This window comes from Micromonospora sp. M71_S20 (assembly GCF_003664255.1).
Taxonomy (GTDB): domain Bacteria; phylum Actinomycetota; class Actinomycetes; order Mycobacteriales; family Micromonosporaceae; genus Micromonospora.
This window is the reverse complement of sequence record NZ_RCCV01000002.1, coordinates 383,107-404,208: the sequence shown is the minus strand read 5'-3', so window position 1 is coordinate 404,208 and position 21,102 is coordinate 383,107. Positions and strand designations below refer to the sequence as shown.

Genomic DNA, 21,102 nt, shown 5'->3' with positions numbered 1-21,102 from the left:
GGCAGCACCGTACCCGGCCCGGCCGCTCTTCGCCGGCCGGCGGCGGGCCCCGGCGGGGAACAGGTCCCGTTCCCGTCCGTACGATGTGCGGACGTGCGTGACATCGCCGTCTTCAGTGGTACCGCCCACCCCGAACTCGCCGCCGAGATCTGTGCCCACCTCGATGTGCCGCTGCACCCGGTGCGGGTCTCCCGGTTCGCCAACGACTGCCTGGAAGTGCAGTTGCAGGCCAACTGCCGGGAGCGGGACGTCTTCCTGATCCAGCCGTTGGTACCGCCCGTGCAGGAGAACCTGGTCGAGCTGCTGCTCATGATCGACGCGGCCCGGGGCGCGTCGGCCGGCCGGATCACCGTGGTGCTGCCGCACTACGCGTACGCCCGGTCCGACAAGAAGGACGCGCCGCGCATCTCGATCGGCGGGCGGCTCGTCGCCGACCTGCTCACCTCGGCGGGCGCGGACCGGGTGCTGGCGATGACCCTGCACTCGCCCCAGGTGCACGGCTTCTTCAGCGTGCCGGTCGACCACCTGCACGCGCTGCGCGAGCTGGCCGACCACTTCACCCGCTACGACCTGAGCAACACGGTGGTGGTCTCGCCGGACCTCGGCAACGCCAAGGAGGCGGCGGCGTTCGCCCGGCGGCTCGGCACCCCGGTGGCCGCCGGGGCGAAGCAGCGGTTCAGCGACGACCGGGTCAAGATCAGCGCGGTGATCGGCGACGTGACCGGCCGGGACGTGATCGTGCTGGACGACGAGATCGCCAAGGGCAGCACGGTGATCGAGCTGATGGAGCACCTGCGCGAGCTGAAGGTCCGCTCGATCCGGCTGGCCTGCACGCACGGCCTCTTCTCCAGCGGCGCGTTGCGGCGGCTGAGCGAGCAGGAGGGCGTGCTGGAGATCGTCTGCACCAACACCGTGCCGATCCCCGCCGACAAGCGGGTGCCGAAGCTGGAGATCCTGTCCGTGGCGCCGGCCCTGGCCGAGGCGATGCGCCGGATCCACAACGGCGAATCGGTCAGCGCCCTCTTCGCCTGACCGGTCCCGGGCGGCAGGCCCCCGCGTGAGTCCGCGCGGGAGGTCAGTCGCGGCGGTGGCGGCCGGTGTGCTGGGGGGCCACGGCGGCGGCGCTGATGCGGACCGTCGTGCCGCGCGCGCCGGTCTCCACGTCCATGCTGTCGCTCAGTTCCCGGGCCAGCCAGAGGCCCCACCCGCCGGCGGTGTCGGCGGCGGGGCGGCTCCGGTCGCCCAGCCGCTGCGTGCTGATTCCCTGCCCGTGGTCGGAGACCTCGCAGAACAGTCGGCCCGACTGCCGCCACAGCCGCAGCCAGCCCCGCCCGCCGCCGTGCCGGACCGCGTTGGTGATCAACTCGTTGACCGCCAGCACGAAGTCGTCCAGGCGCTGCCCGCTCAGCCCCGCCGCGTGCGCGCAGGAGGTGACCGAGTGGCGAAGCTCGGTCACCTGGGCCTGGTCGAAGGCCTCGGCAATGAGGAGGGAAGGTTCGATGGGCACAACCGTACGCTGTGCTCCGGGTTCCGCATTCGTCATGGCCCCGTCCCGACAGCGGATCGTTGATGTTTCGCGGCTTTTCCACCGTACGTCAGGGTTTCTCTGAGCGCATCCGGCGGCCCACGGGGCCGTCCTGACGGTTGTGGCATCGTGACGGGCGTGTCGATGCCGCCCGGTGGTTTCGAGGTCCCGCTCTGGCGGGCCATCGCCGTGTTCCGGGTGGCCTCCCTGGCGTACGTCTGCGTGCTGGCGGTCCGGGACGCCGACCGGTACGCCCACCCGCTCGCGGCCGGCGGCCTGGTCCTGCTGATGGCGGCCTGGACCGGCGTGACCGCCGTCGGCTACGCCGATCCGGCCCGCCGGGGCTGGCCGCTGCTCCTGGCGGACCTGGGGGTCGTCGTCGGCATCATGCTGGCCACCCCGTGGGTGATCGGGCGGACGGCGCTCGCCGCCGGCGTGCCCAGCCTCGCGGTGGCCTGGCTGGCCGGACCGGTGCTGGCCTGGGCGGTCTCCGGCGGCCGGCGCCGGGGCACGGTCGCCGCGCTGGTGCTCGGCGCGGCGGACCTCGCCACCCGCGAACGGATCGGCCAGTCGTCGCTCACCGGGGCGATCCTGCTGCTGCTCGCCGGCGTGGTGGTCGGGCACGTCGCCCGGCTGGCGGTGACCGCCGAGGAGCGGCTGCACCGGGCCGTGGAGCTGGAGGCCGCCACCCGGGAGCGGGAGCGGCTGGCCCGGGACATCCACGACTCCGTGCTCCAGGTGCTCGCGCTGGTGCAGCGGCGCGGCGCCCACCTGGACGGCGAGGCCGGGGAACTGGCCCGGCTCGCCGGGGAGCAGGAGGCCGCGCTGCGCGCCCTGATTGGCGGCGCCGCGCCGGTCGGGCCCACCGCGCACGGCGGGTCCGTGGACCTGCGTGGGCTGCTCGGCCGGTACGCCTCGGCGACGGTATCGCTGTCCGCGCCGGCCACCCCGGTGCCCCTGCCCGGGCGGGTCGCCCACGAGCTGGCCGCCGCGACCGCCGCCGCCCTCGACAACGTGGCCCGGCACACCGACGGGCGGGCCTGGGTGCTCGTCGAGGACGAGGGGGCGACGGTGACCGTGTCGATCCGCGACGAGGGGCCGGGGTTTCCGGACGGCCGGCTGGAGGAGGCCGCCGCCGAGGGCCGGCTCGGCGTCGCCCGGTCGATCCGGGGCCGCCTCGCCGACCTCGGCGGTACGGTGCGGATCACCTCGGCGCCGGGCGTCGGCACCGAGCTGGAACTGACCGTTTCGAGAAAGGGGCTCACGTGAGCGCGAGGAGTGAGCCGGGTTTGCGAGCCCCGCAGTCGCGAACGAGGGAGGCACAGCCGTGACAGGCGTACGGGTGATGGTGGTGGATGACCACCCGATGTGGCGGGAGGGGGTGGCCCGGGACCTCACCGAGGCCGGCCACGTCGTCGTCGCCGCCAGCGGGGAGGGCCGGCAGGCGCTGCGGGTCGCCGCCGCCGCCCGGCCGGACGTGGTGGTCCTCGACCTGCAACTGCCGGACGTCTCGGGGGTGGAGGTGGTCCGCGGGCTGCGCGCCGTGCTGCCGGAGGTGCGGGTGCTGATGCTCTCGGCCAGCGGCGAGCAGCAGAGCGTGCTCGACGCGGTGAAGGCGGGCGCCACCGGCTACCTGGTCAAGTCGGCCGCCCCGGCGGAGTTCCTGGAGGCGGTGCGCCGGACGGCGGCGGGGGAGCCGGTCTTCACGCCCGGCCTGGCCGGGCTCGTCCTCGGCGAGTACCGCCGGCTCGCGGCCGACCCGGGCGGCGCCGACCACGCCGCCGGACCCGAAGCCCGGGGCGCCGGCCCGGCACCCCGGCTCACCGACCGGGAGACCGAGGTGCTGCGCCTGGTCGCCAAGGGCATGTCCTACAAGCAGATCGCCGAGCGGCTCGGGTTGGCCCACCGCACCGTGCAGAACCACGTGCAGAACACGCTCGGCAAGCTCCAGCTGCACAACCGGGTCGAGCTGACCCGGTACGCGATCGAGCGGGGCCTCGACGACTGACCCGGGGCCGGCTCAGACCGAGTGCGGCGGTCGCGTCTCGTGGATGGCCAGCTCCTCGGCGCTCGCGCCGCCGCCGGCCGAACCGGCGTCGTACGCCACCGAGTCGGTCTCCTGGTCGGTGTGCGCCCCCTCGTCCGGTTCGACGAGCCGGCCGACCTGGCCGTCGCTGACGCCGCCGAGCTTGCCGTGGTCGTAGAGGGACACCGGCGAGTCCGGGTCGGAGGTGGGGCCGGGGTCGATCACGTCCGCGTCGAGCTGGGCCTGCGCCGCCGCCTCCTCGCTGTCGGCCTCGGCGGCGATGTCCGGGTCGACGGGGCCGGCGAGCGGGTCGTCGGCCGGGCGTTCGTACTGCTCCCGGTCGAGCTTGTAGTCCAGCGACTCGCCGTCCAGCTGCTCCTCGGCGGTGTTCCCGTACCGGTCCACCGCGACCGGCGTCCGGTCGCCCGGCAGCTGGGCGGGGTCCGGGCCGTCCGCCTCGCGCCCGGTCAGGACGTCGTCGTTGGCGGTCGAGTCGTCGTCGGCGGTGTCGGGCAGGCCCTCCGCCTCGGGGTCGGACACGGGGGTCGGGTACTCGTCGTCGCGCATGGCTGATCACTACCCACTGCCCTCCCGGCATAACCGGTGCCGCCCGTGGCCATCCGGGCGGAAGCGGCACGTCGGGGGACGGCGGGGCGGAATCGGGGCGGCGGTCAGCCGTGCTGGGCGGGGGTCTCGTCGTCGGCGTGCAGCACGCACCAGACGACCTTGCCGCCCGGCACCCGGCTGCTGCCCCAGCTGCGGGCGACGGTGTCGATCAGCAGCAGGCCGCGCCCGCCCGCGGTGTCCAGCGGCGCCTGCCCGGTGAACGCCGGCTGCCGTGGCGAGTGGTCGCGTACCGCCAGGTGCAGCGCGCCGTCGCGCGGGGCCAGGCGGACCGTCATCGGAGTGTGCGCGTGGGCGACCACGTTGTTCACCAACTCGGTGACCGCGATGCAGGCCGGCTCGATCAGCTCGGACAGGCCCTACCGCCCGCACCCCTCCGCGACGAGCCGCCGGGCCTGCCGGGCCGCCCCGACGACGGGGGGAAGGTAGGTCTCGACCGCCGCGGCCGGCGGCGCGGCGGCCAGCCCGGCCAGCACCCCGGCCAGGGTCGGCCATGCCGGCACCCCCTCGACGTCGCCGGTCGGATCGCAGAGCAGCAGGTCGGCGGCGGGCCAGTCGCGCACCTCCCGGCGCACCTCGGCGAAGACGTCCCGGGCCGCCGGATCCGCCACCCGCAGGGCGGTGAGGTCGGCGACCACCGGGCCGGGCCGGCCGCAGAACCGGGCGAGCAGGCCGTCGCGCACCACGTCGACACCGGAGCGGTCGAGTGTCCCGGTGAGCCGGAGCACCCCGGATGTCTCGTCCCCGTCCACCCGGCAGCGCGCGTCGGTCGCCATGATCGCCTCATTGTGCACCGCCTGCCCGGACCGCGCACCCGACCGCTCGACCCCCGACATCAGCGGTCCGTTCGCGCGCGGCGGGTCATCGCGGCCACCGTCCCGACGGCCGTCCCCGCCGCCGCCAGCCCGAAGGCGGCGGTCATCCGCACCAGGTGCCGTCGCCGGCCGTGCCAGCCGCCCTCGCGCCGCGCCGCCGCGTCGGCGTGGAAGACGTTGCCGGTGCTCTCGGGCCGTGGGGCGGGCCCGAACTGGGTGCGGTGCGCGTACCAGCCGAGGACCCGCTCGGCGAACGCCGGGGCGAGCCGCCACTGGAGGCCGATCAGCCGGGCGGCCCCGCCGGCGTACGCCTCGCGTCTCGGGCGGCGCAGCAGCCGGACGATCGTCTCGGCCACCACCTCCGGCGGGTAGACCGGGGGTGGCGGCACCAGCTCCTGGCCGCTGTGGTTGGCGGCGTGCCGGAAGAACGGGGTGTCGATGGTGGCCGGCAGCACCGTGCAGATGGAGATGTCGCCCCGCCCGGTTACCCGCATCTCCTGACGGACCGTGTCGGCCAGCCCGCGGATGCCGTGCTTCGCGGCGTTGTACGCCGACTGGTAGGGCATCGCCACCTCGGCCAGCACCGAGGCGTTGTTGACCAGCACCCCGCCACCCGCCGCGCTCAGCTGGGGCAGGGCGGCCCGGATGCCGTACGCGGCACCGAGCAGGTTCACCTCCAGCACCCGGCGGAACTCCTCCACCGGGATCTCGTCGAAGAGCCCGACCGCGCCGACCGCGGCGTTGTTGATCCAGCCGTCGATCCGGCCGAACTCGGCGACCGCGCGGGCGGCGAGCCGCTCGACGGCCGCCGGGTCGGTCACGTCGGTCGGCACCACCAGCGCCCGCCCGCCCAGCTCCCGGCACCGTACGGCGACCTCCTCCAGCGCCGTTTCGCTGCGGGCGGCCAGCACCACGGCGGTGCCGCGCCGGGCGAGGGCGTACGCGGTGGCCGTGCCGATGCCGCTGGAGGCACCGGTGAGCACGACGGTGGCGTCGGCGAGGCTGCGGGTCAGAGGCATTCCTCGCCCGTACCCCCGTCGGCGGGGGTCATGCGGCCGACGGCGGTCGGATAGTCCTGGCCCGGGGCACGGGGTGTCGGCGTCCCGCGAAAGTTGCCGTCGCGCAAGCACCCGCCGGGCTCTTCCCGATCTGCCAGGTTTCGGCTCCCGGGGGTTCGGTTAATGGGACCCTCTGACCGAGGACCACCGCTTGAGAAGATCGCATGGAGGTGACCCATGCGCGTCGGCCTCGTCTGCGCGCACGCCGGCCCACCCAGGGGCACCGACGGCCTGACCGTCGGCACCCACCAGCACATCGCCCGGGTCGCCGCCGAACTCGCCACGCGGGGCCACGACGTCCGGGTGTACGAACGCCGCGACGACCCCGGTCTGCCGGAGACGGCGACGGTCGACGGCTACCGGGTGGAGCGGGTGCCGATCGGCCCGGCCGCCCCGCTGCCCACCGCCGAACTGGTGCCGCACGTGTCCGCGTTCGGCGCCTGGCTGGCCGACCGGTGGACGGGCGACTGGCGTCCCGAGGTGGTGCACGGGCACTACTGGGTCGGCGGGCTGGCCGCCGCGCACGCGGTCCGCGAGACGGACATCCCGGTGGTGCAGACGTTCCACTCCCTCGGCGTCGAGCAGCTGCGCCACCTCGGCCGGCAGTACGACGGGCCGGGGGAGCGGATCCCGCTGGAGCGGGCGCTGACCCGGGCGGTGGACATCGCGGTCGCCCAGTGCAACGACGAGGTCGACGAGCTGACCCGGATGGGGCTGCAACGCGCCTCCGTGGCGATGGTGCCGGCCGGCGTCGACACCGCGCAGTTCCACCCCGACGGCGAGGCCGCCCCCCGCGACCAGCGGGCCCGGATCCTCTCCGTCGGCGGGCTCTCGCCCGGGCACGGTCAGGAGGACCTGATCCGGGCCATGCGACTGGTCGGCGACGCCGAACTGGTGATCGCCGGCGGCCCACCCGTCGGGCAGCTCGGCAACCATGCCGAGGCCCGGCGGCTGCGCGAGCTGGCCGAACGGAGCGGGGTGGCCGACCAGGTGAAACTGGTGGGCGCGGTGCCGCACGAACAGATGGCCACCTGGTACCGCTCGGCGGACGTGGTCGCCTGCACCCCGCACTACTCCTCCGCCGGCCGGGTGTCGCTGGAGGCGATGGCCTGCGGGGTGCCGGTGGTCGGCTACTCCATGGGCGGGATCGCCGACGCGGTGGTCGACGAGGTCACCGGCCGGTTGGTGCCGCCGGGCGACGTCCGCGCGCTGGGCGTGACGCTGCGCCGGCTGCTCGCCGACAACGCCGGGCGGTTCGCGTACGGGCACGCCGCCGTGGACCGGGTGCGGTGCAGCTACACCTGGGAGCGGACGGCGGGCGCGCTGGAGCGCCTCTACGAGCGGGTGGTGAGCCGCCGCAAGCCGGTCGAGGCGGCCTGACCCGGGTCGGCCGACCCCCGCCCGTGGCTCAGAGCGGGCGACCGGGCGCTCCGGCGCCCACCATGCCCCGGTCCCGTTCCCCGGCGACCGCGTGGTGGTGCTGGGGTTCGGCGTACCGGGTGAGACCGATGACCGCCGCGAGGGTGACCAGGAACCCGACCGCGGCGAGCCACTCCCGCCCGGGCCAGATCTTGTCGTTGAGCAGCAGCAGGCCGACGATCGCGGCGGGCACCGCCCCGGCGGCGTCCATCGCCGCCACGGCGGCCGTGGTCGAGCCGCGCTGCATGGCCAGGCCGAGCAGCAGCTGACCGACGATCGAGTGGACGATCAGCAGATAGAGCAGCGGATCCTGGACGAACGCCTCCGGCGTCGGGGCGGAGGCGAGGGGCCGGGCGGCCACCGCGGCGGCGGAGAACGCCAGCCCGGCCAGCGCGCCGAGCGCCACCGAGCCGGGTGCCCCGTGCAGGCGTACGGCGAAGAAGCCGATCACGGCGATCACGCCGAGCGTCGCCGCCAGGGCGATCATGCCGGCGGTGCCGAGCGGCTTGGCCGGCGCGGGCTCGGCGGAGAGCACCAACGCGGTGATCCCGGCGAACAGCAGCACCAGCAGGGCCACCTCGGCGGCCGGCAACCGCCACTTCAGCACCAGCACGCCGAGCAGGGCGGTGACCCCGAGCCCGGCGGCGACGCTGGACTGGACCAGGAAGAGCGGCAGGTCCCGGCGGGCGAGCAGGGCCAGCACGAACCCGGCCACCTGGCAGCCGAGCCCGACCAGGTAGGTGCGGTGCCCCGCCAGCCGCAGCAGCAGCCCCGGGTCGAAGGTGTGGTGCACGGTGGTGCGGGCGGCGGCCACCGACTGGAGCAGGTTGGCGACGCCGTACGCGACGATCATGGCCGCGAGGAAGCACCAACCGGAGGAGACCACCTGGCGAGGATAGAGGCTGCCGGAGGTCAGTGCTCGGTTGGCCGACCCAGCCGGGCGAGGATGTCGGCGTGCAGCGCGCCGTTGCTGGCCACGGCGCTGCTCTCGGTCCCGGCGTTGCCCGAGGGGGCGGGCCGACCGGCCAGATCGGTGAACGTCCCGCCCGCCTCGGTGACGATCGGCACCAGCGCGGCGACGTCCCACAGCGACAGTTCCGGCTCCACCATCACGTCCAGCGCGCCCTCGGCCAGCAGCATGTAGCCGTAGAAGTCGCCGTACGCCCGGCTGCGCCAGGTGTCCCGCATGAGCTGGAGCATCGCGTCCAGCCGCCCGGCGGACTCCCACGCCGTCAGCGACGAGTAGCAGAAGCTCGCGTCCGCGAGGTCCCGTACCGCGGAGACCCGGATCGGCACGCCACCGGCGGCGTCCGGCCCGGCGTACGCGCCCTCGCCGAGCGCGCCCCACCAGCGGCGGCCGAGCGCCGGCGCGGAGACCAGCCCGACGACCGGGCGGTCGGACTCCATCAGCGCGATCAGGGTGGCCCACACGGGCACGCCGCGGATGAAGTTCTTCGTGCCGTCGATCGGGTCGACCACCCAGCGGCGGCCGTCCGGGCCGCTGGCGGGCTCCTCGCCGTACTCCTCGCCCAGCAGACCGTCGCCCGGCCGGTGCGCGGCCAGCAGCGCCCGGATCTCCCGCTCCACCGCGGTGTCCGCGTCGGAGACCGGGGTCAGGTCGGGTTTCGCCTCGACCCGCAGGTCGAGCGCGCGGAACCGGGCCGTCGAGACGGCGTCGGCGGCGTCGGCGAGCAGGTGGGCGAGGGCGATGTCGTCGGCGTACCCGGGCATGCCTAGACGGTAGCGGCGCCGGCTTCAGGACCCGGCGAGCGGGTCGCCCGGATTCCGCTGGTCGGGCTCCCGCGCGTCGCCCTCACCCGACCGGGAGGCCAGCAGCCGGCGGTACGAGGCCAACCGCCGCGCGTCGGCCTTGCCGGCGGCGACCCAGGCGTCCAGCCCGCAGGCGGTCTCGTCCGGCGTGTGCGGGCAGTTGGCGGGGCAGTCGACCGTCCCCTCGACCAGGTCGGGGAAGCCGTGCAGCAGGCTGTCGGCGGAGACGTGCGCGAGCCCGAAACTGCGCACCCCCGGGGTGTCGACGATCCAGCCGGCGGCGGCTCCGCCGCCCGGTGAGTCGCCGGGCAGCCGGGGCAGTCGCAGCGCCACCGCGCTCGTGGAGGTGTGCCGGCCCCGACCGATCGCGCTGACCGTGCCGACCGCCCGGGCGGCGTCCGGCACGAGGCGGTTGACCAGCGTCGACTTGCCCACCCCGGAGTGCCCCACCATGACCGAGATCCGCCCGGCGAGCAGGCTGTGCAGGGCGTCGAGGTCGGACTCCGGGCGGATCAGCACGTACGGCAGCTCCAGCTCGGCGTAGTAGTCGAGCACCGCCTCGGGGCCGGCCAGGTCGGCCTTGGTGAGGCAGAGCAGCGGCTCGATGCCGGCGTCGTACGCGGCCACCAGGCACCGGTCGATGAACCCGGTGCGCGGCGGCGGGTCGGCCAGCGCGCTGACGATGACCAGCTGGTCGGCGTTGGCGACGACCACCCGCTCCAGCCGCCCCTCGGCGGTCGTCTCGTCGTCGTCGGCGGTGCGCCGCAGCACCGACGTCCGCTCGGCGATCCGGACGATCCGGGCCAGCGCCCCGGCCGCGCCGGAGGTGTCCCCGACCAGGCCGACGCGGTCGCCGACCACCACCGACTTGCGTCCCAGCTCCCGGGCCCGCATCGCGGTGACCAGGGGCGCGTCCGGCCCGGCGTCGGGCGGCACGCACGTGTAGCGGCCCCGGTCGACGGCGATCACGAAGCCGTCCACCGCGTCGGAGTGCAGGGGGCGCGTGCGGGTACGCGGGCGCGACGATTTGCCGGGACGGATCCGGACGTCGTCCTCGTCGTACTCCCGCCGCTTGGTCGCCAGGACCCGCCCCTCTCGTGTCAGCTCTTGCCGGTCACCATCGCCGACCATAGTGCCGGAAACTCGGGCATGGTCTTCGAGGTGCACGCCACGTCGCTCAACTCGATGCCCGGCACGGCCAGGCCGGCCACGGCGGCGGCGTGCGCCATCCGGTGGTCGTGGTAGGTCTCGAACACGCCGCCGTGCAGCGGCCGGGGCCGGATCTCGAGCCCGTCGGAGGACTCGGTGATGTCGGCGCCCAGCGAGGCGAACTCCCGCGCCAGCGCGGTCAGCCGGTCGGTCTCGTGGCCACGGATGTGGCCGACGCCGGTGAACACCGACGGCGAGTCGGCGAGCATGGCCAGCGCGGTGAGCGCCGGGGTCAGCTCGCTGACGTCGGAGAGGTCGGCGTCCAGGCCGTGCACCACGCCGGTGCCCCGGACCGTCAGCCCGGCGGTGGAGAGGGTCACCTCGCCGCCCATCCGCTGGAGCAGCGTGCGGAGCTGCTCGACGGGCTGGGCGCTGCTGCGCGGCCAGCCCTGGAGGGTCACCTCGCCGCCGGTGACCAGGGCGGCGGCGAAGAACGGCACGGCGCCCGACAGGTCGGGCTCGATCTGCCAGCCGCGCCCCGTCAGCGGGCCCGGCTCGACCACCCACACGTCGGGGGTGCCGTCGTCGACCGCCGCGCCGGCGGCCCGGAGCATCTGCACCGTCATCCGCAGGTGCGGCGCGGAGGGCACGGGCGGGCCCACGTGCCGGACGACCACGCCCCGGTCGAAGCGCGGCGCGGCCAGCAGCAGCCCGGAGACCAGTTGGCTGGAGGCGGAGGCGTCGATCACCACCTCGCCGCCGGCCACCCGCCCGGCGCCGAGCACGGTCAGCGGCAGGCTGCCGGTGGCGGGGGCGTCCACGCGCGCGCCGAGGGAGCGCAGCGCCCCGATCAGCGGGCCGAGGGGCCGGGTGCGGGCCTGCGGGTCGCCGTCGAACGTGATCCGCCCGTCGGCCAGGCCTGCCACCGGCGGGACGAAACGCATCACGGTGCCGGCCAGGCCGACGTCGACGTGCGCGGGGCCGACCAGCGGGTGGGGGCGGACCAGCCAGCGTTCGTCGTCGCTGATCGACATGTGCGCGCCCATCGCGCGCAGCCCGGCGGCCATCAGCTCGGTGTCCCGCGCGCGCAGCGGCCCGGCCAGGGTCGACGGTCCGCCGGCCAGCGCGCTCAGCACCAGGGCGCGCGCGGTCATCGACTTGGACCCGGGCAGGCGCAGCGTCGCCGCGACCGGGTCGGAGGCGGTCGGAGCGGTCCACGGCTGCGGCGGCCGGGTCGCGATCAGGTTTCCCACGGTTACATTCTGCCGCGTCCGCCGGCGGGTGACGCCGGCCGGCACGCGTCCTCCCGGTCAGCGGGACAGCCGGGCGGCGCGCGGCGGGTTAGCGTGTGCGGCATGTGCGGGAGGTACGCGACGACCCGGAGCGCGGGCGACCTGAGCGCGCTGTTCGAGTCCCAGGACGAGACCGGCGGCGGGGTCGACCCCGACCACAACGTCGCGCCCACCGACCCGGTGCCGCTCGTGCGGGTCAGCCCGGAGGGGCACCGCGCGCTGTCGGTCGGCCGCTGGGGGCTGGTCCCGTCCTGGTCCCGGTCGCCCAAGGGCGCCGCCCGCATGATCAACGCCCGCGCCGAGACGGTCGCCACCAGCCGGGCGTACGCCGGGGCCTTCGCCCGCCGCCGCTGCCTCGTCCCCGCCGACGGCTGGTACGAGTGGGTCCGCTCGGCGGACGGGCGCAAGCAGCCCTACTACATGACCCCGTCGGACGGCTCGGTGCTCGCCTTCGCCGGCATCTGGTCGGTCTGGGACGGCTCCGGCGGTCCGTTGCTGACCTTCAGTGTGCTCACCACCGCCGCGCTGGGCGAGCTGGCCGAGGTGCACGACCGGATGCCGCTGCTGCTGCCCCGCGAACGCTGGGCCGCCTGGCTGGCCTCGACCGACGCGCCGGAGGGCCTGCTCGCGCCACCCCCGCCCGACTGGCTCGCGACGCTGGAGATCCGCCCGGTGGGCACGGCGGTTGGCGACGTGCGCAACGACGGGCCGCAGTTGACCGAGAGGGTGCCGCCTGCCCGGGCCGCCGCGCCGGGGGAAATGACGCTCTTCTGACAGTCCGACACATTGTCGGGCGTGATTTGCCAGAGTTGCGGGCGAAACGTCGCCCCGGCGTTCACCCATATTCGCCGTGAAGTCTTGTCCCGGTGTCCGGAAGTGCGATACAACACAGCGCCGGTAGTGGGCGCGACTCGCACGGGGCGGACGACGCACACCGATCTTGCCGGTCCCACGGGGGAGGTGGGTGGATGACACGGGCACGCATGCCCCGGCCGCACGAGGTGGCCACGGCACGACGGGATCCGCGGCTGCTGCGGGCGTTGCGGGAGCGGCGACAGGACGAGGCGTGGCGCACCAGGGGAACCTGCCAGAACGTCGACCCGGAAACGTTCTTTCCGGCGCCGAACGAACCAGCCGACGCGGCCGTCGCGCTCTGCCGCAGCTGTGACGTGCAGGGCTCCTGCCTGGCCTGGGCGCTGGACGTGGGTGACTGCCACGGCGTCTGGGGCGGCACCACACCGCGCGAGCGGCGGGCGATGCTTGTCGCCTGGCGCGACGAGGTGCAACCGGATCCGGACGCCGCCCGCGAGGCGGGCCCGCCGGTCCGGGACCGGCTGCTCACCCTGGTGCCGCTGAGCTGACCGTCGACTGAACCGGTCACAGCCGGCCCGCCACCTCGGCGGGCCGGCTGCCCGTCGTGCTCCGGACGCCGCAGAATGGGCCGATGCCCCAGGACGACGACCTTTCCACCCCGCGCGGGCCCGCCCGGGTCGACACCGACCTACCGGCGGGTGCGCCGAGCGCCCTGCTGGTGCTCGGCCACGGCGCGGGCGGTGACGTCGACGCCCCCGACCTGCGTGCGCTCCGGGACGCGGCGGTCGGCGCCGGGCTGGTGGTGGCCCGGGTGACCCAGCCGTACCGCGTCGCCGGACGGCGTGCGCCGGCGCCGGCGGGGCACCTCGACGAGGCGTGGACCGCCGTGCTCGCCGTGCTGCGGCAGCGGCATCCCGGCGTACCCCTGCTGGTGGGTGGCCGGTCCAGCGGCGCGCGGGTGGCGTGCCGCACCGCGCCGGCGGTGGGCGCCGCCGGGGTCGTCGCACTCGCGTTCCCGCTGCACCCGCCGGGCCGCCCGGAGCGCTCGCGCGCGGCGGAGCTGGCGACCGGCCTGCCGACCCTCGTGGTCAACGGCGACCGCGACCCGTTCGGGGTGCCGGAGCCGGGGCCGGGGGTGCACGTGGTGACCCGCCCGGGGGAGCGGCACGACCTGCGGGGGGACCCGGCCGGTACGGCAGCCGTGGTGCGCGACTGGCTGCGCGGGCGGGGCTGGGCGCGCCGCTGAGGCGCGCGGCGGGCCGTGTCCGCCTGCCGCGGCGGGTCGTTGCATCGGATGGCGCCGGACGCCCGGTTCGGGCGGGCGGCGCCGGTCCTCCCAGGCCCTTCCTGGTCCCAGCGTCGGCCCGCGCCGGCGCCGGGACCAGGAACGGGGAGGTCAGCGGAATGTCCCGCCCCGTTGGGGGCGTTGCACCCCCCGGGACGACATTTCTGGCGAGGGGGGAGACCGGTGCCGACCGAGACGCGGGTCCGGGAACGGGACGAGCGGGGAGCACGGCAGCTGCGACGGCTGCTGGGCGGCCCGGACTGGCCCGCGGTGGTGCCGCCGGTCGGCCCGGCCGCGGTGAGTACGAGCACACCCGCCGGAAGTGAATCTGCGGGCACGTCCGTACGCGTATCCTCGGCGGGACAGCATCCGACGCGAGGGGATGTGCGGTTGACCACCGAGAAGACGGACGAGCGCAGGGCCCGCTTCGAGCGGGACGCGATGCCATTCGTCGATCAGCTCTACGCTGCCGGGCTGCGGATGACCCGCAACCCGGCGGATGCCGAGGACCTGGTCCAGGAGACCTACCTGAAGGCGTACGCCGCCTTCCACCAGTTCGAGCAGGGCACGAACCTGAAGGCCTGGCTCTACCGGATCCTGACCAACACCTACATCAACTCCTACCGCAAGCGGCAGCGCCAGCCCATCCAGGCGCCGACCGACGAGATCACCGACTGGCAGCTCGCCGAGGCCGAGTCGCACACCTCCAGCGGGCTGCGCTCGGCCGAGACCGAGGCGCTGGACCGGCTGCCGGACAGCGACGTCAAGGAGGCCCTCCAGCAACTGCCGGAGGAGTTCCGCCTGGCCGTCTACCTCACCGACGTCGAGGGCTTCTCCTACAAGGAGGTCGCCGACATCATGGGCACGCCGATCGGCACGGTCATGTCGCGTCTGCACCGCGGCCGACGTAATCTGCGCAAGCTGCTCGAGCAGTACGCCGCCGAGCGGGGCTTCAGCGCCGCGGCGTCGAAGAAGGGCTCGACCGCTTCCGCCGGCCGGGAGGTCTGACATGAGCTGTGGAGATCCGCACGAGACGGATTGCCGCGAGGTCATCGCGGAGGTCTACCTCTACCTGGATCTGGAGTGCGCCGAGGAGCGGCGCACGCTGATCCGGCACCACCTCGACGAGTGTGGGCCGTGCCTGCGCGAGTACGGCATCGAGCAGGAGGTGCGGGCGCTGGTCGCCCGCTGCTGCGGCAACGAGACCGCGCCCGACCAGCTGCGGGAGCGGCTGCGGCTGCGCCTCACCGAGCTGGTCGTCTTCGAGAGCACCGAATCGAAGGAGCTGGCCGACTGAGGTCGGACGGATGCGGCAGCCGACCGGGTCGGTTGCCCCCGCAGACATCAAACGCCGGTGGCCCGGGTCGTGACGACCCGGGCCACCGGCGTCCGCGCTGACTGGTCGAGGCCGGGCCGTGGGGCCCGGCCGCCGGTCAGGAGTTGGGGCGCTTGCCGTGGTTCGCGCCGCTCTTCTTGCGGGCCTTCTTCTTGCGGGCCTTCTTCGCCATGGTGACCTCCTCGTGATGGTCGGATCCCGCCTGCGCGCGATCTCGGCGCCGGTGCACGCACCGGTCCTCCCGGCGCCGGGGTCCGACCCGCTGATGCTAGTGCGGCCGGCACCCGCCGTCGTCCGCCGGGGCCGCCGCCGTACGCCACGCCGCGCGACACGCCGGAGGACCGCCACCCGCCCCGCCGGATCCGCCACCGGCCGGGGCGCCGGGGCGGGCCCGGACCGGAGTCGATCATCACCCGGCCCGGGCCGCTCCACGCCCGCCGGAGGTCGCCCGCATGATTGGATACGTCGGCAGGCAACCGCGAGAGGGAGGGCCCTGAAGATGGCCGAGGAGATCCGCGCCGAGATGGTGGCGAACGTCTGGAAGGTCGTCGCGTCGGCCGGGGACACCGTGTCCGAGGGGGACACGCTGGTGATCCTGGAGTCGATGAAGATGGAGATCCCGGTCGTGGCCGAGTCCGACGGTGTCGTCAAGCAGCTCGCGGTCAACGAGGGCGACGTCGTGCAGGACGGTGACCTGATCGCGGTGATCGATTGACCGGCCTCTCGGTCCGCCGGGCCGGGCCGGCCGACTTCGCGGCGGTGGCCCGGCTGACGGTCGCCGCGTACGAGGCGGACGGCCAGCTCAAGGACGAACACGGCTACGCCGCCGTGCTCGCCGACGTGGCGTCCCGGGCCCGGGACGGCGAGGTGCTCGTCGCCGTCGACGACGCCACCGACGAGCTGCTCGGCTCGGTGACCTTCGTCCTGCCCGGCACCCGCTACGCCGAGCTGTCCCGGGCGGGTGAGGCGGAGTTCCGGATGCTGGCGGTGGACCCGGCCGCGCAGGGGCGGGGCGTCGGCGCGGCGCTGGTCGAGGCCTGCGTGTCGCGGGCGACCGAGCTGGGCTGTTCCGCCGTGGTCATCTGCGTCCGCAGCGGCTTCGCCGACTCCGCCCAGCGGCTCTACCGACGTCGCGGCTTCGTACGGACGCCCGAGCTGGACTGGGAGCCCCTGGACGGGGTGCGACTGCTCGGCCTCCGGCTGGAACTGACCGGCGCCTGAGGCGCCGCAACCGCCGGCGACGACGGTTCACCGGCGCCTGAGGCGCTCCCAGAGGCGGCGCAGGCGGGGGCGCGGCCGGGGGACCGGGGCGGTGGCCGTCAGCGCGGTGGCCAGGGCCGCCGTCTCCGGGTCCAGGGCCGGGCTCGCCAGGGACAGGTGCGCCAGCGACGGCGCGATCGGCACCGGGCGGGTCCGGGCGACCGCCGCCACGTCGGTCAACCGCTCGCTCACCACCCGGGCCACGTCGGGGCGTACCGCCGGGTCGACCCAGGCGGCGGTGACCAGGGCGAACAGGGCCGCCTCGGTGACCCAGTCCTCGACCCCCCAGACGAGGTCCAGCAGGACCCGGCGCCGGGTCGACTCCGCCCACGGCTCGTCGGTGCGGTGGTGCAGCAGGCCCAGGCACGCCCACACCTGGACGCAGCGCACCCAGAGCGAGGGGTCCTGCCCGAGCACCCGGCCCAGCGCGGTCGGCGGCGCCTCCGGCGGGTGCGCCAGCAGGCCGAGCAGGTCGGCCAGTTCCAGGGTGGCCAGGCCCACCGCCGCGTCGTACGCCGCCGGCGGGTGCGGCCACGCCGGGTGGGCGAGCTGCCGCAGCCGCGCCGCCGCCTCCGCCGAGGGCGCCGGCACGGCGGGCACGACCGTCGTCCCGTCGTGGCGCCAGAGCTGCCGGGCGGTCGCCCGCCGGGGCTCGCGCGGGTCCGGGTCGGGCACGCCGGCCACCTCGATGCGCAGCCCGGGGGCGGCCGTCGCGGCGGTACGCAGCGCGCTGGGCGGCGCGGGCGAGTCCAGCCGTACGGCGCCGAGGCCGACGCGCTCGTCGGTGACGGCCTGGCGCAGCGCGTCCACCACCGGCCCGGTCGCCGGGGTGACCTGCCCCAGCCAGGGCCGGCCCCGGCAGCTCTCGGCCAGGTCGCCGTGCTCGTGCGTGTCGTCGGGATGGTCCCGGACGAAGTCGGCGAGCGCGACCAGGTGCGCCACGTCGCCGTCGCGCTGGTGCCGCAGGCGGTGCGCGGTGTGCACGGCGCACTCGAAGGAGGGGTCCCGGGCCAGCGCCCGGTCTATCCAGTCGAGCGCCTCGTCGAGCCGCCCGTTGTCGGCGAGCGTGCCGGCGATGTCGGCGTAGACGGTGAGGTCGTCGGGGTCGTGCGCGACGGCGCGCCCGAGTGCCGCCAGCGCCTCCCGGGTGCGCCCGGCGCTGCGGTACGCGTACCCGAGCCACACCTCGCCGATCTTCGACGGCTCCGCGCGTACGCCCCGGGCGGCCCAGCGGATTGCCAGGTCGACCTCGCCGAGCCGCCGGGCCAGCGCGGACGCCGCGCCCAGCAGCAGGCCGTGCTCGGGGTGGACGGTGACCGCGTTGCGGGCCAGCGCCAGGTAGGGGGACAGGGCGGCCCGGCCGGTCCGGGGCACCGGGTCGGCCACGGCGGCGCAGACCTGCATCAGGATCCGGGCGGCCCGGTCCGGTTCGAGGCGCTCGGCGAGTTCCGGGGTGGTCACCCACGGCACCCCGGCCCAGTCCGTCCCCGGCGCGTGGCCGGTCGCCGCGACCAGCAGGTCCAGCCCTTCGGCGGGCCGGCCGACGGCGGCGAGCAGGTGCGCGCGGGCCACGACGGCGCCGACGAAGGCGTGGCCCTGGAGCGGGAAGAGGTCGACGCCGCCCGCCCCGTCGGCGGCGGCGAGCCGGGCGAGGGTCTCGTGCACCTCGGGCAGGGTCGGGGCCTGGGCCAGCGCGGCGGCGACGTGACCGGCCGCGTGTGCCAGGTCGCCGTCGTCCATGGCGAGACGGGCCAGGGCAAGTTCCTCCGCCGCGGACAGCGACCGGTCGTCCTCGGGCACGTCGTCCTCTCGCTGGTCGGTCGGTGGGGTCGGGCAAGCCTAGGTGATGTTGCGCCGAGATGGTGATCATCTGCGCACTACTGCTCGTTCAATTGCTCGGGACGACTCAAACGTGCAAGACTGAGCAGGAAACGCGCGGCAATCGCGCAGTGGGAGGAGTTTCCGTGACGCGTGCAGGGGCTGGCATGGCGGCCGACATCGACGAGCAGCCGGCGGGCTACGAGCGGCTGCTCTCCGCCGAGCACGCCGGGGCGATCGCCCGGGTGGCGGCGGTCATCGCGGAACGCCGCCCGCGGCACGTGGTCTTCACCGCCCGGGGCACCTCCGACCACGCGGCCCTCTACGGGGCGTACCTGACCGAGATCCGCCTCGGCCTGCCGGCCGGCCTCGCCTCGCCCAGCGTCGTCACCCTCTACGGCGCCCGGCCGGACCTCTCCGACGCGCTGGTCGTCGGCGTCAGCCAGAGCGGCGGCTCGCCCGACCTCGCCGAGGTGCTGCGGACCGCCCGCGCCTCCGGCGCGCTGACCCTCGCGGTCACCAACGCGCCCGACTCCCGGCTGACCGGCGTCGCCGAGCTCAGCGTCGACATCGCCGCCGGGCACGAGCGCGCGGTGGCCGCCACCAAGACCTACACCGCCGAGCTGCTCGCCCTGCTGATGCTCGTCGAGGGCATCCGGGCCGGCGACGGCGCGCTGCCCGCCGCCGAACGCGAGGCGCTCGCCGCCCTGCCCGAGCTGGCCGCGCGCACCCTGGAAGACCCCACCCCAAGCCAGCTCGCGCCCCGCTACCGGTTCGCCGGCCAGCTCGTCACCACCGGTCGCGGGTACGCGTACCCGACCGCCCGCGAGGCCGCGCTGAAGCTGATGGAGACCTCCTACCTGCCGGCGCTCGCGTTCTCCGGCGCAGACCTGCTGCACGGCCCTCTCGCCATGACCGACCCGGACGTGCCGGTGCTCGCCGTGGTCGGCTCCGGGCCGGGCGGCCGGTCGATGGGCGAGGTGCTGCCCCGCCTCGGCGAGCGCCGCGCCGACGTGGTGGTGGTCGGCTCCGCCGACGTCGAGGGCGCCACCCGGATGGCCGTCCCCGAGGTCGACGAGCGGTACGCGCCGCTGTTGGACATCCTGCCGTTGCAGCGCCTGGCGCTGGCGCTGGCGCTCGCCCGGGGCGAGGACCCGGACGCGCCGCGCGGGCTGAAGAAGGTCACCGCGACGATGTGACGCCCGTCGTGGCACGCTGGTCGACGTGTCCACGCTGCGCAACCTCGCCGAGGAGCACACCCGCCTCCGTCCGGCCGATATCGACCACCTGCACCGGATCGCCGGCGACTGGCAGTTGCTGTCCGATCTGTCTTTCGCCGACCTGCTGCTCTGGGTGCCCGTGGACGGTGACGGGGCGTTCCTCTGCGTCGCCCAGGTCCGGCCGACGACCGCGCCCACCGCGTACCTGGACGACCAGGTGGGACGGATCGTCGGCGGGCCCGAGGTGGCGCACCTGGAGGTGGCCCACCGGCAGGGCCGGATCTGGCGGGAGGGCGACCCGGTCTGGTACGGCGACGTGCCCGCCCGGCACGAGGCGATCCCGGTCCGGCTGCGCACCACCGACGGGGAGGCCGGCGAGGTGATCGCCGTGGTGGGGCGGGACACCAACCTCTCCACCGCGCGCACCCCGAGCCAACTGGAGCTGAACTACCTCACCACCGCCGACGACCTGGCCCAGATGATCGCCGACGGGACCTTCCCACCGCCGCGGCATCCCGGGGAGACCACGTCGGCCCCGCGCGTCGGCGACGGGCTGGTCCGGCTCGACGCCGGCGGCAAGGTCACCTACGCGAGCCCGAACGCGCAGTCGGCGTACCGGCGGTTGGGCTACGCCTCCCACCTGGTGGGCGAGGACCTGGCGGCGCTGCACCGCCGGCTGGCGGGCGACCCGCTGGAGGGCACGGACGCGGCGAACGGCATCCTCGCCGCGCTGCGCGGCGAGGCGCCGCCCCGCCGGGAGATCGACGCGCGCGGCGCGACGATGCTCACCCGGGCGCTGCCGCTGATGCCCGCCGGGGTGCCGATCGGCGCGCTGGTGCTGGTCCGCGACATCACCGAGGTGCGCCGCCGCGACCGCGCCCTGATCACCAAGGACGCCACCATCCGGGAGATCCACCACCGGGTGAAGAACAACCTCCAGACCGTCGCCGCCCTGCTGCGGCTCCAGGCCCGCCGGGTGTCCATGCCGGAGGCCCGCGTCGCCCTGGAGGAGTCGGTACGCCGGGTCGCCTCCATCGCGCTGGTGCACGAGACCCTCTCCATGTCCAGCGACGAGGCGGTCGAGTTCGACGGCATCGTCGACCGGGTGGCCAGCGCCGCGACGGAGGTGGCCGCGACGGAGGCCACGGTCGGCATGCGGCGCGAGGGCAGCTTCGGCGTACTTCCCGCCGAGGTCGCCACGTCGCTGGTGATGGTGCTCAACGAGCTGCTGCTCAACGCCGTCGAGCACGGCTTCCCGCCGCCCGCCGAGACTCCCGCCGGCCCGGCCGGGCCCGGAACCCCCGCCCCGGATACGCAGGCCGCGGCCGAGCCACCCGCCCGGCCCGCCCCGGAGGTGGTGTTGTCGGCGCACCGGTTCCGCAAGATGCTGCACGTCTCGGTCACCGACAACGGGCGCGGGCTGCCGCCGGACTTCGACGCCGAGCGGGGCGGCAACCTCGGGCTGCAGATCGTCCGGGCGCTGGTCACCGGCGAGCTGCGCGGCACCATCGAGCTGCGCGACGGCGCGAAGGGCGGCACCGAGGCGACGCTCGTCGTCCCGCTGGTGCGCAACGCCCCTGAGGGCCGCCCCGCCGGCTGACCCGGGGCACCGCTGCCGCTGGTGCGCGCCGTCGCCGCCGTCGCCGCTGCCGCCATGATCAGTTGCTGGGAAACCGGCCTGGGAGCGCCCGC

General features: G+C 75.4%; 23 protein-coding genes and 1 pseudogene. 13 read left to right on the top strand and 11 right to left on the bottom strand.

What is annotated here, in order from left to right:
• The first annotated feature begins 93 nt into the window (after window positions 1–93).
• A complete protein-coding gene (locus DER29_RS22735) occupies window positions 94–1,032 on the top strand; it encodes a ribose-phosphate pyrophosphokinase (RefSeq protein WP_121399701.1) in 939 nt (312 codons plus the stop codon).
• 43 nt (window positions 1,033–1,075) lie between these two features.
• On the opposite strand, the gene DER29_RS22730 is transcribed toward DER29_RS22735, so the two are convergent.
• The gene (locus tag DER29_RS22730) at window positions 1,076–1,543 is read right to left on the bottom strand and encodes an ATP-binding protein (protein WP_121399700.1); all 468 of its coding nucleotides are present in this window, start codon (window positions 1,541–1,543) and stop codon (window positions 1,076–1,078) included.
• A 126-nt stretch (window positions 1,544–1,669) separates the two neighbouring features.
• Between DER29_RS22730 and macS the strand changes: the two genes are divergently transcribed.
• Window positions 1,670–2,794 carry a MacS family sensor histidine kinase gene (macS, locus tag DER29_RS22725; RefSeq protein WP_121400131.1) on the top strand — a complete coding sequence of 375 codons (1,125 nt, stop codon included), beginning with the start codon at window positions 1,670–1,672 and terminating at the stop codon, window positions 2,792–2,794.
• A 76-nt stretch (window positions 2,795–2,870) separates the two neighbouring features.
• Window positions 2,871–3,533, top strand: a complete 663-nt coding sequence (locus DER29_RS22720) for a response regulator transcription factor (RefSeq protein WP_121399699.1) — start codon at window positions 2,871–2,873, stop codon at window positions 3,531–3,533.
• 12 nt (window positions 3,534–3,545) lie between these two features.
• On the opposite strand, the gene DER29_RS22715 is transcribed toward DER29_RS22720, so the two are convergent.
• The 4 genes from DER29_RS22715 to DER29_RS22705 all read right to left on the bottom strand — a co-directional run bounded on the left by DER29_RS22715 (window position 3,546) and on the right by DER29_RS22705 (window position 6,009).
• Window positions 3,546–4,118 carry a DUF5709 domain-containing protein gene (locus DER29_RS22715; protein ID WP_121399698.1) on the bottom strand — a complete coding sequence of 191 codons (573 nt, stop codon included), beginning with the start codon at window positions 4,116–4,118 and terminating at the stop codon, window positions 3,546–3,548.
• Window positions 4,119–4,222: 104 nt separating this feature from the next.
• Window positions 4,223–4,519: an ATP-binding protein gene (locus DER29_RS35530; RefSeq protein WP_255421075.1), complete on the bottom strand. Its 297-nt coding sequence runs from the start codon at window positions 4,517–4,519 to the stop codon at window positions 4,223–4,225.
• A gap of 15 nt (window positions 4,520–4,534) precedes the next feature.
• A complete protein-coding gene (locus tag DER29_RS35525; RefSeq protein WP_233600106.1) occupies window positions 4,535–4,951 on the bottom strand; it encodes a hypothetical protein in 417 nt (138 codons plus the stop codon).
• A 59-nt stretch (window positions 4,952–5,010) separates the two neighbouring features.
• Window positions 5,011–6,009 (bottom strand): SDR family oxidoreductase, encoded by a 999-nt coding sequence (locus tag DER29_RS22705; RefSeq protein WP_121399697.1) that lies wholly within the window; start codon window positions 6,007–6,009, stop codon window positions 5,011–5,013.
• A 216-nt stretch (window positions 6,010–6,225) separates the two neighbouring features.
• Between DER29_RS22705 and DER29_RS22700 the strand changes: the two genes are divergently transcribed.
• Window positions 6,226–7,428 (top strand): glycosyltransferase, encoded by a 1,203-nt coding sequence (locus DER29_RS22700; RefSeq protein ID WP_121399696.1) that lies wholly within the window; start codon window positions 6,226–6,228, stop codon window positions 7,426–7,428.
• Here the strand turns inward: DER29_RS22700 and DER29_RS22695 are convergent.
• From DER29_RS22695 to aroA, 4 genes and pseudogenes are all read right to left on the bottom strand, one after another.
• Window positions 7,383–8,320 (bottom strand): annotated as a pseudogene (locus DER29_RS22695) (hypothetical protein). The gene DER29_RS22700 and the pseudogene DER29_RS22695 sit on opposite strands and share 46 nt — an antisense overlap.
• A gap of 59 nt (window positions 8,321–8,379) precedes the next feature.
• Entirely contained in the window at window positions 8,380–9,198 is an 819-nt protein-coding gene (gene hisN / locus DER29_RS22690; protein WP_121399695.1) for a histidinol-phosphatase, read from the bottom strand.
• 24 nt (window positions 9,199–9,222) lie between these two features.
• Window positions 9,223–10,368, bottom strand: coding sequence for a ribosome small subunit-dependent GTPase A (gene rsgA, locus DER29_RS22685; protein WP_199729506.1), 1,146 nt, complete (start codon window positions 10,366–10,368; stop codon window positions 9,223–9,225).
• Window positions 10,338–11,639 (bottom strand): 3-phosphoshikimate 1-carboxyvinyltransferase, encoded by a 1,302-nt coding sequence (gene aroA, locus DER29_RS22680; protein WP_121400129.1) that lies wholly within the window; start codon window positions 11,637–11,639, stop codon window positions 10,338–10,340. Before aroA ends, rsgA begins: the two co-directional genes overlap by 31 nt.
• 102 nt (window positions 11,640–11,741) lie before the next feature.
• On the opposite strand from aroA, the gene DER29_RS22675 reads away from it, so the two are divergent.
• The 5 genes from DER29_RS22675 (at window position 11,742) to rsrA (ending at window position 15,073) form a co-directional block, all read left to right on the top strand.
• Window positions 11,742–12,452, top strand: a complete 711-nt coding sequence (locus DER29_RS22675) for an SOS response-associated peptidase (RefSeq protein WP_121399694.1) — start codon at window positions 11,742–11,744, stop codon at window positions 12,450–12,452.
• A gap of 194 nt (window positions 12,453–12,646) precedes the next feature.
• The gene (locus DER29_RS22670) at window positions 12,647–13,039 is read left to right on the top strand and encodes a WhiB family transcriptional regulator (protein WP_121399693.1); all 393 of its coding nucleotides are present in this window, start codon (window positions 12,647–12,649) and stop codon (window positions 13,037–13,039) included.
• 83 nt (window positions 13,040–13,122) lie between these two features.
• The gene (locus tag DER29_RS22665) at window positions 13,123–13,737 is read left to right on the top strand and encodes an alpha/beta family hydrolase (RefSeq protein ID WP_121399692.1); all 615 of its coding nucleotides are present in this window, start codon (window positions 13,123–13,125) and stop codon (window positions 13,735–13,737) included.
• 222 nt (window positions 13,738–13,959) lie between these two features.
• Window positions 13,960–14,784, top strand: coding sequence for a sigma-70 family RNA polymerase sigma factor (locus tag DER29_RS22660; RefSeq protein ID WP_121399691.1), 825 nt, complete (start codon window positions 13,960–13,962; stop codon window positions 14,782–14,784).
• Between the two features lies 1 nt (window position 14,785).
• Window positions 14,786–15,073, top strand: coding sequence for a mycothiol system anti-sigma-R factor (gene rsrA, locus DER29_RS22655; RefSeq protein ID WP_121399690.1), 288 nt, complete (start codon window positions 14,786–14,788; stop codon window positions 15,071–15,073).
• A 136-nt stretch (window positions 15,074–15,209) separates the two neighbouring features.
• Here rsrA and DER29_RS36340 read toward each other — a convergent pair whose 3' ends face one another.
• Window positions 15,210–15,284 (bottom strand): 50S ribosomal protein bL37, encoded by a 75-nt coding sequence (locus DER29_RS36340; RefSeq protein WP_369700219.1) that lies wholly within the window; start codon window positions 15,282–15,284, stop codon window positions 15,210–15,212.
• Between the two features lie 321 nt (window positions 15,285–15,605).
• Between DER29_RS36340 and DER29_RS22650 the strand changes: the two genes are divergently transcribed.
• Window positions 15,606–15,827: a biotin/lipoyl-binding carrier protein gene (locus DER29_RS22650; protein WP_199729539.1), complete on the top strand. Its 222-nt coding sequence runs from the start codon at window positions 15,606–15,608 to the stop codon at window positions 15,825–15,827.
• Window positions 15,824–16,333, top strand: a complete 510-nt coding sequence (locus tag DER29_RS22645; protein WP_121399689.1) for a GNAT family N-acetyltransferase — start codon at window positions 15,824–15,826, stop codon at window positions 16,331–16,333. The genes DER29_RS22650 and DER29_RS22645 overlap by 4 nt, the downstream gene beginning before the upstream one ends.
• Window positions 16,334–16,360: 27 nt before the next feature.
• On the opposite strand, the gene DER29_RS22640 is transcribed toward DER29_RS22645, so the two are convergent.
• The gene (locus DER29_RS22640) at window positions 16,361–18,112 is read right to left on the bottom strand and encodes a tetratricopeptide repeat protein (RefSeq protein WP_370040558.1); all 1,752 of its coding nucleotides are present in this window, start codon (window positions 18,110–18,112) and stop codon (window positions 16,361–16,363) included.
• Window positions 18,113–18,357: 245 nt separating this feature from the next.
• On the opposite strand from DER29_RS22640, the gene DER29_RS22635 reads away from it, so the two are divergent.
• Together DER29_RS22635 and DER29_RS22630 are read left to right on the top strand one after the other, a co-directional pair.
• Window positions 18,358–19,389, top strand: a complete 1,032-nt coding sequence (locus tag DER29_RS22635; protein ID WP_121399687.1) for an SIS domain-containing protein — start codon at window positions 18,358–18,360, stop codon at window positions 19,387–19,389.
• Window positions 19,390–19,414: 25 nt separating this feature from the next.
• On the top strand, window positions 19,415–21,010 hold the full coding sequence (locus DER29_RS22630; RefSeq protein ID WP_121399686.1) for a PAS domain-containing sensor histidine kinase: 1,596 nt from the start codon (window positions 19,415–19,417) through the stop codon (window positions 21,008–21,010).
• Window positions 21,011–21,102 lie beyond the last annotated feature (92 nt).

Excerpts from the sequence above, each read along its gene's own strand:
- DER29_RS22730 (WP_121399700.1), bottom strand. The coding sequence starts at position 1,543 with ATGACGAATGCGGAACCCGGAGCACAGCGTACGGTTGTGCCCATCGAA.
- macS (WP_121400131.1), top strand. The coding sequence starts at position 1,670 with ATGCCGCCCGGTGGTTTCGAGGTCCCGCTCTGGCGGGCCATCGCCGTG.
- DER29_RS22720 (WP_121399699.1), top strand. The coding sequence starts at position 2,871 with ATGGTGGTGGATGACCACCCGATGTGGCGGGAGGGGGTGGCCCGGGAC.
- DER29_RS22715 (WP_121399698.1), bottom strand. The coding sequence starts at position 4,118 with ATGCGCGACGACGAGTACCCGACCCCCGTGTCCGACCCCGAGGCGGAG.
- DER29_RS35525 (WP_233600106.1), bottom strand. The coding sequence starts at position 4,951 with ATGGCGACCGACGCGCGCTGCCGGGTGGACGGGGACGAGACATCCGGG.
- DER29_RS22705 (WP_121399697.1), bottom strand. The coding sequence starts at position 6,009 with ATGCCTCTGACCCGCAGCCTCGCCGACGCCACCGTCGTGCTCACCGGT.
- DER29_RS22700 (WP_121399696.1), top strand. The coding sequence starts at position 6,226 with ATGCGCGTCGGCCTCGTCTGCGCGCACGCCGGCCCACCCAGGGGCACC.
- hisN (WP_121399695.1), bottom strand. The coding sequence starts at position 9,198 with ATGCCCGGGTACGCCGACGACATCGCCCTCGCCCACCTGCTCGCCGAC.
- rsgA (WP_199729506.1), bottom strand. The coding sequence starts at position 10,368 with ATGGTCGGCGATGGTGACCGGCAAGAGCTGACACGAGAGGGGCGGGTC.
- DER29_RS22675 (WP_121399694.1), top strand. The coding sequence starts at position 11,742 with ATGTGCGGGAGGTACGCGACGACCCGGAGCGCGGGCGACCTGAGCGCG.
- DER29_RS22670 (WP_121399693.1), top strand. The coding sequence starts at position 12,647 with ATGACACGGGCACGCATGCCCCGGCCGCACGAGGTGGCCACGGCACGA.
- DER29_RS22665 (WP_121399692.1), top strand. The coding sequence starts at position 13,123 with ATGCCCCAGGACGACGACCTTTCCACCCCGCGCGGGCCCGCCCGGGTC.
- rsrA (WP_121399690.1), top strand. The coding sequence starts at position 14,786 with ATGAGCTGTGGAGATCCGCACGAGACGGATTGCCGCGAGGTCATCGCG.
- DER29_RS22640 (WP_370040558.1), bottom strand. The coding sequence starts at position 18,112 with ATGGACGACGGCGACCTGGCACACGCGGCCGGTCACGTCGCCGCCGCG.
- DER29_RS22635 (WP_121399687.1), top strand. The coding sequence starts at position 18,358 with ATGGCGGCCGACATCGACGAGCAGCCGGCGGGCTACGAGCGGCTGCTC.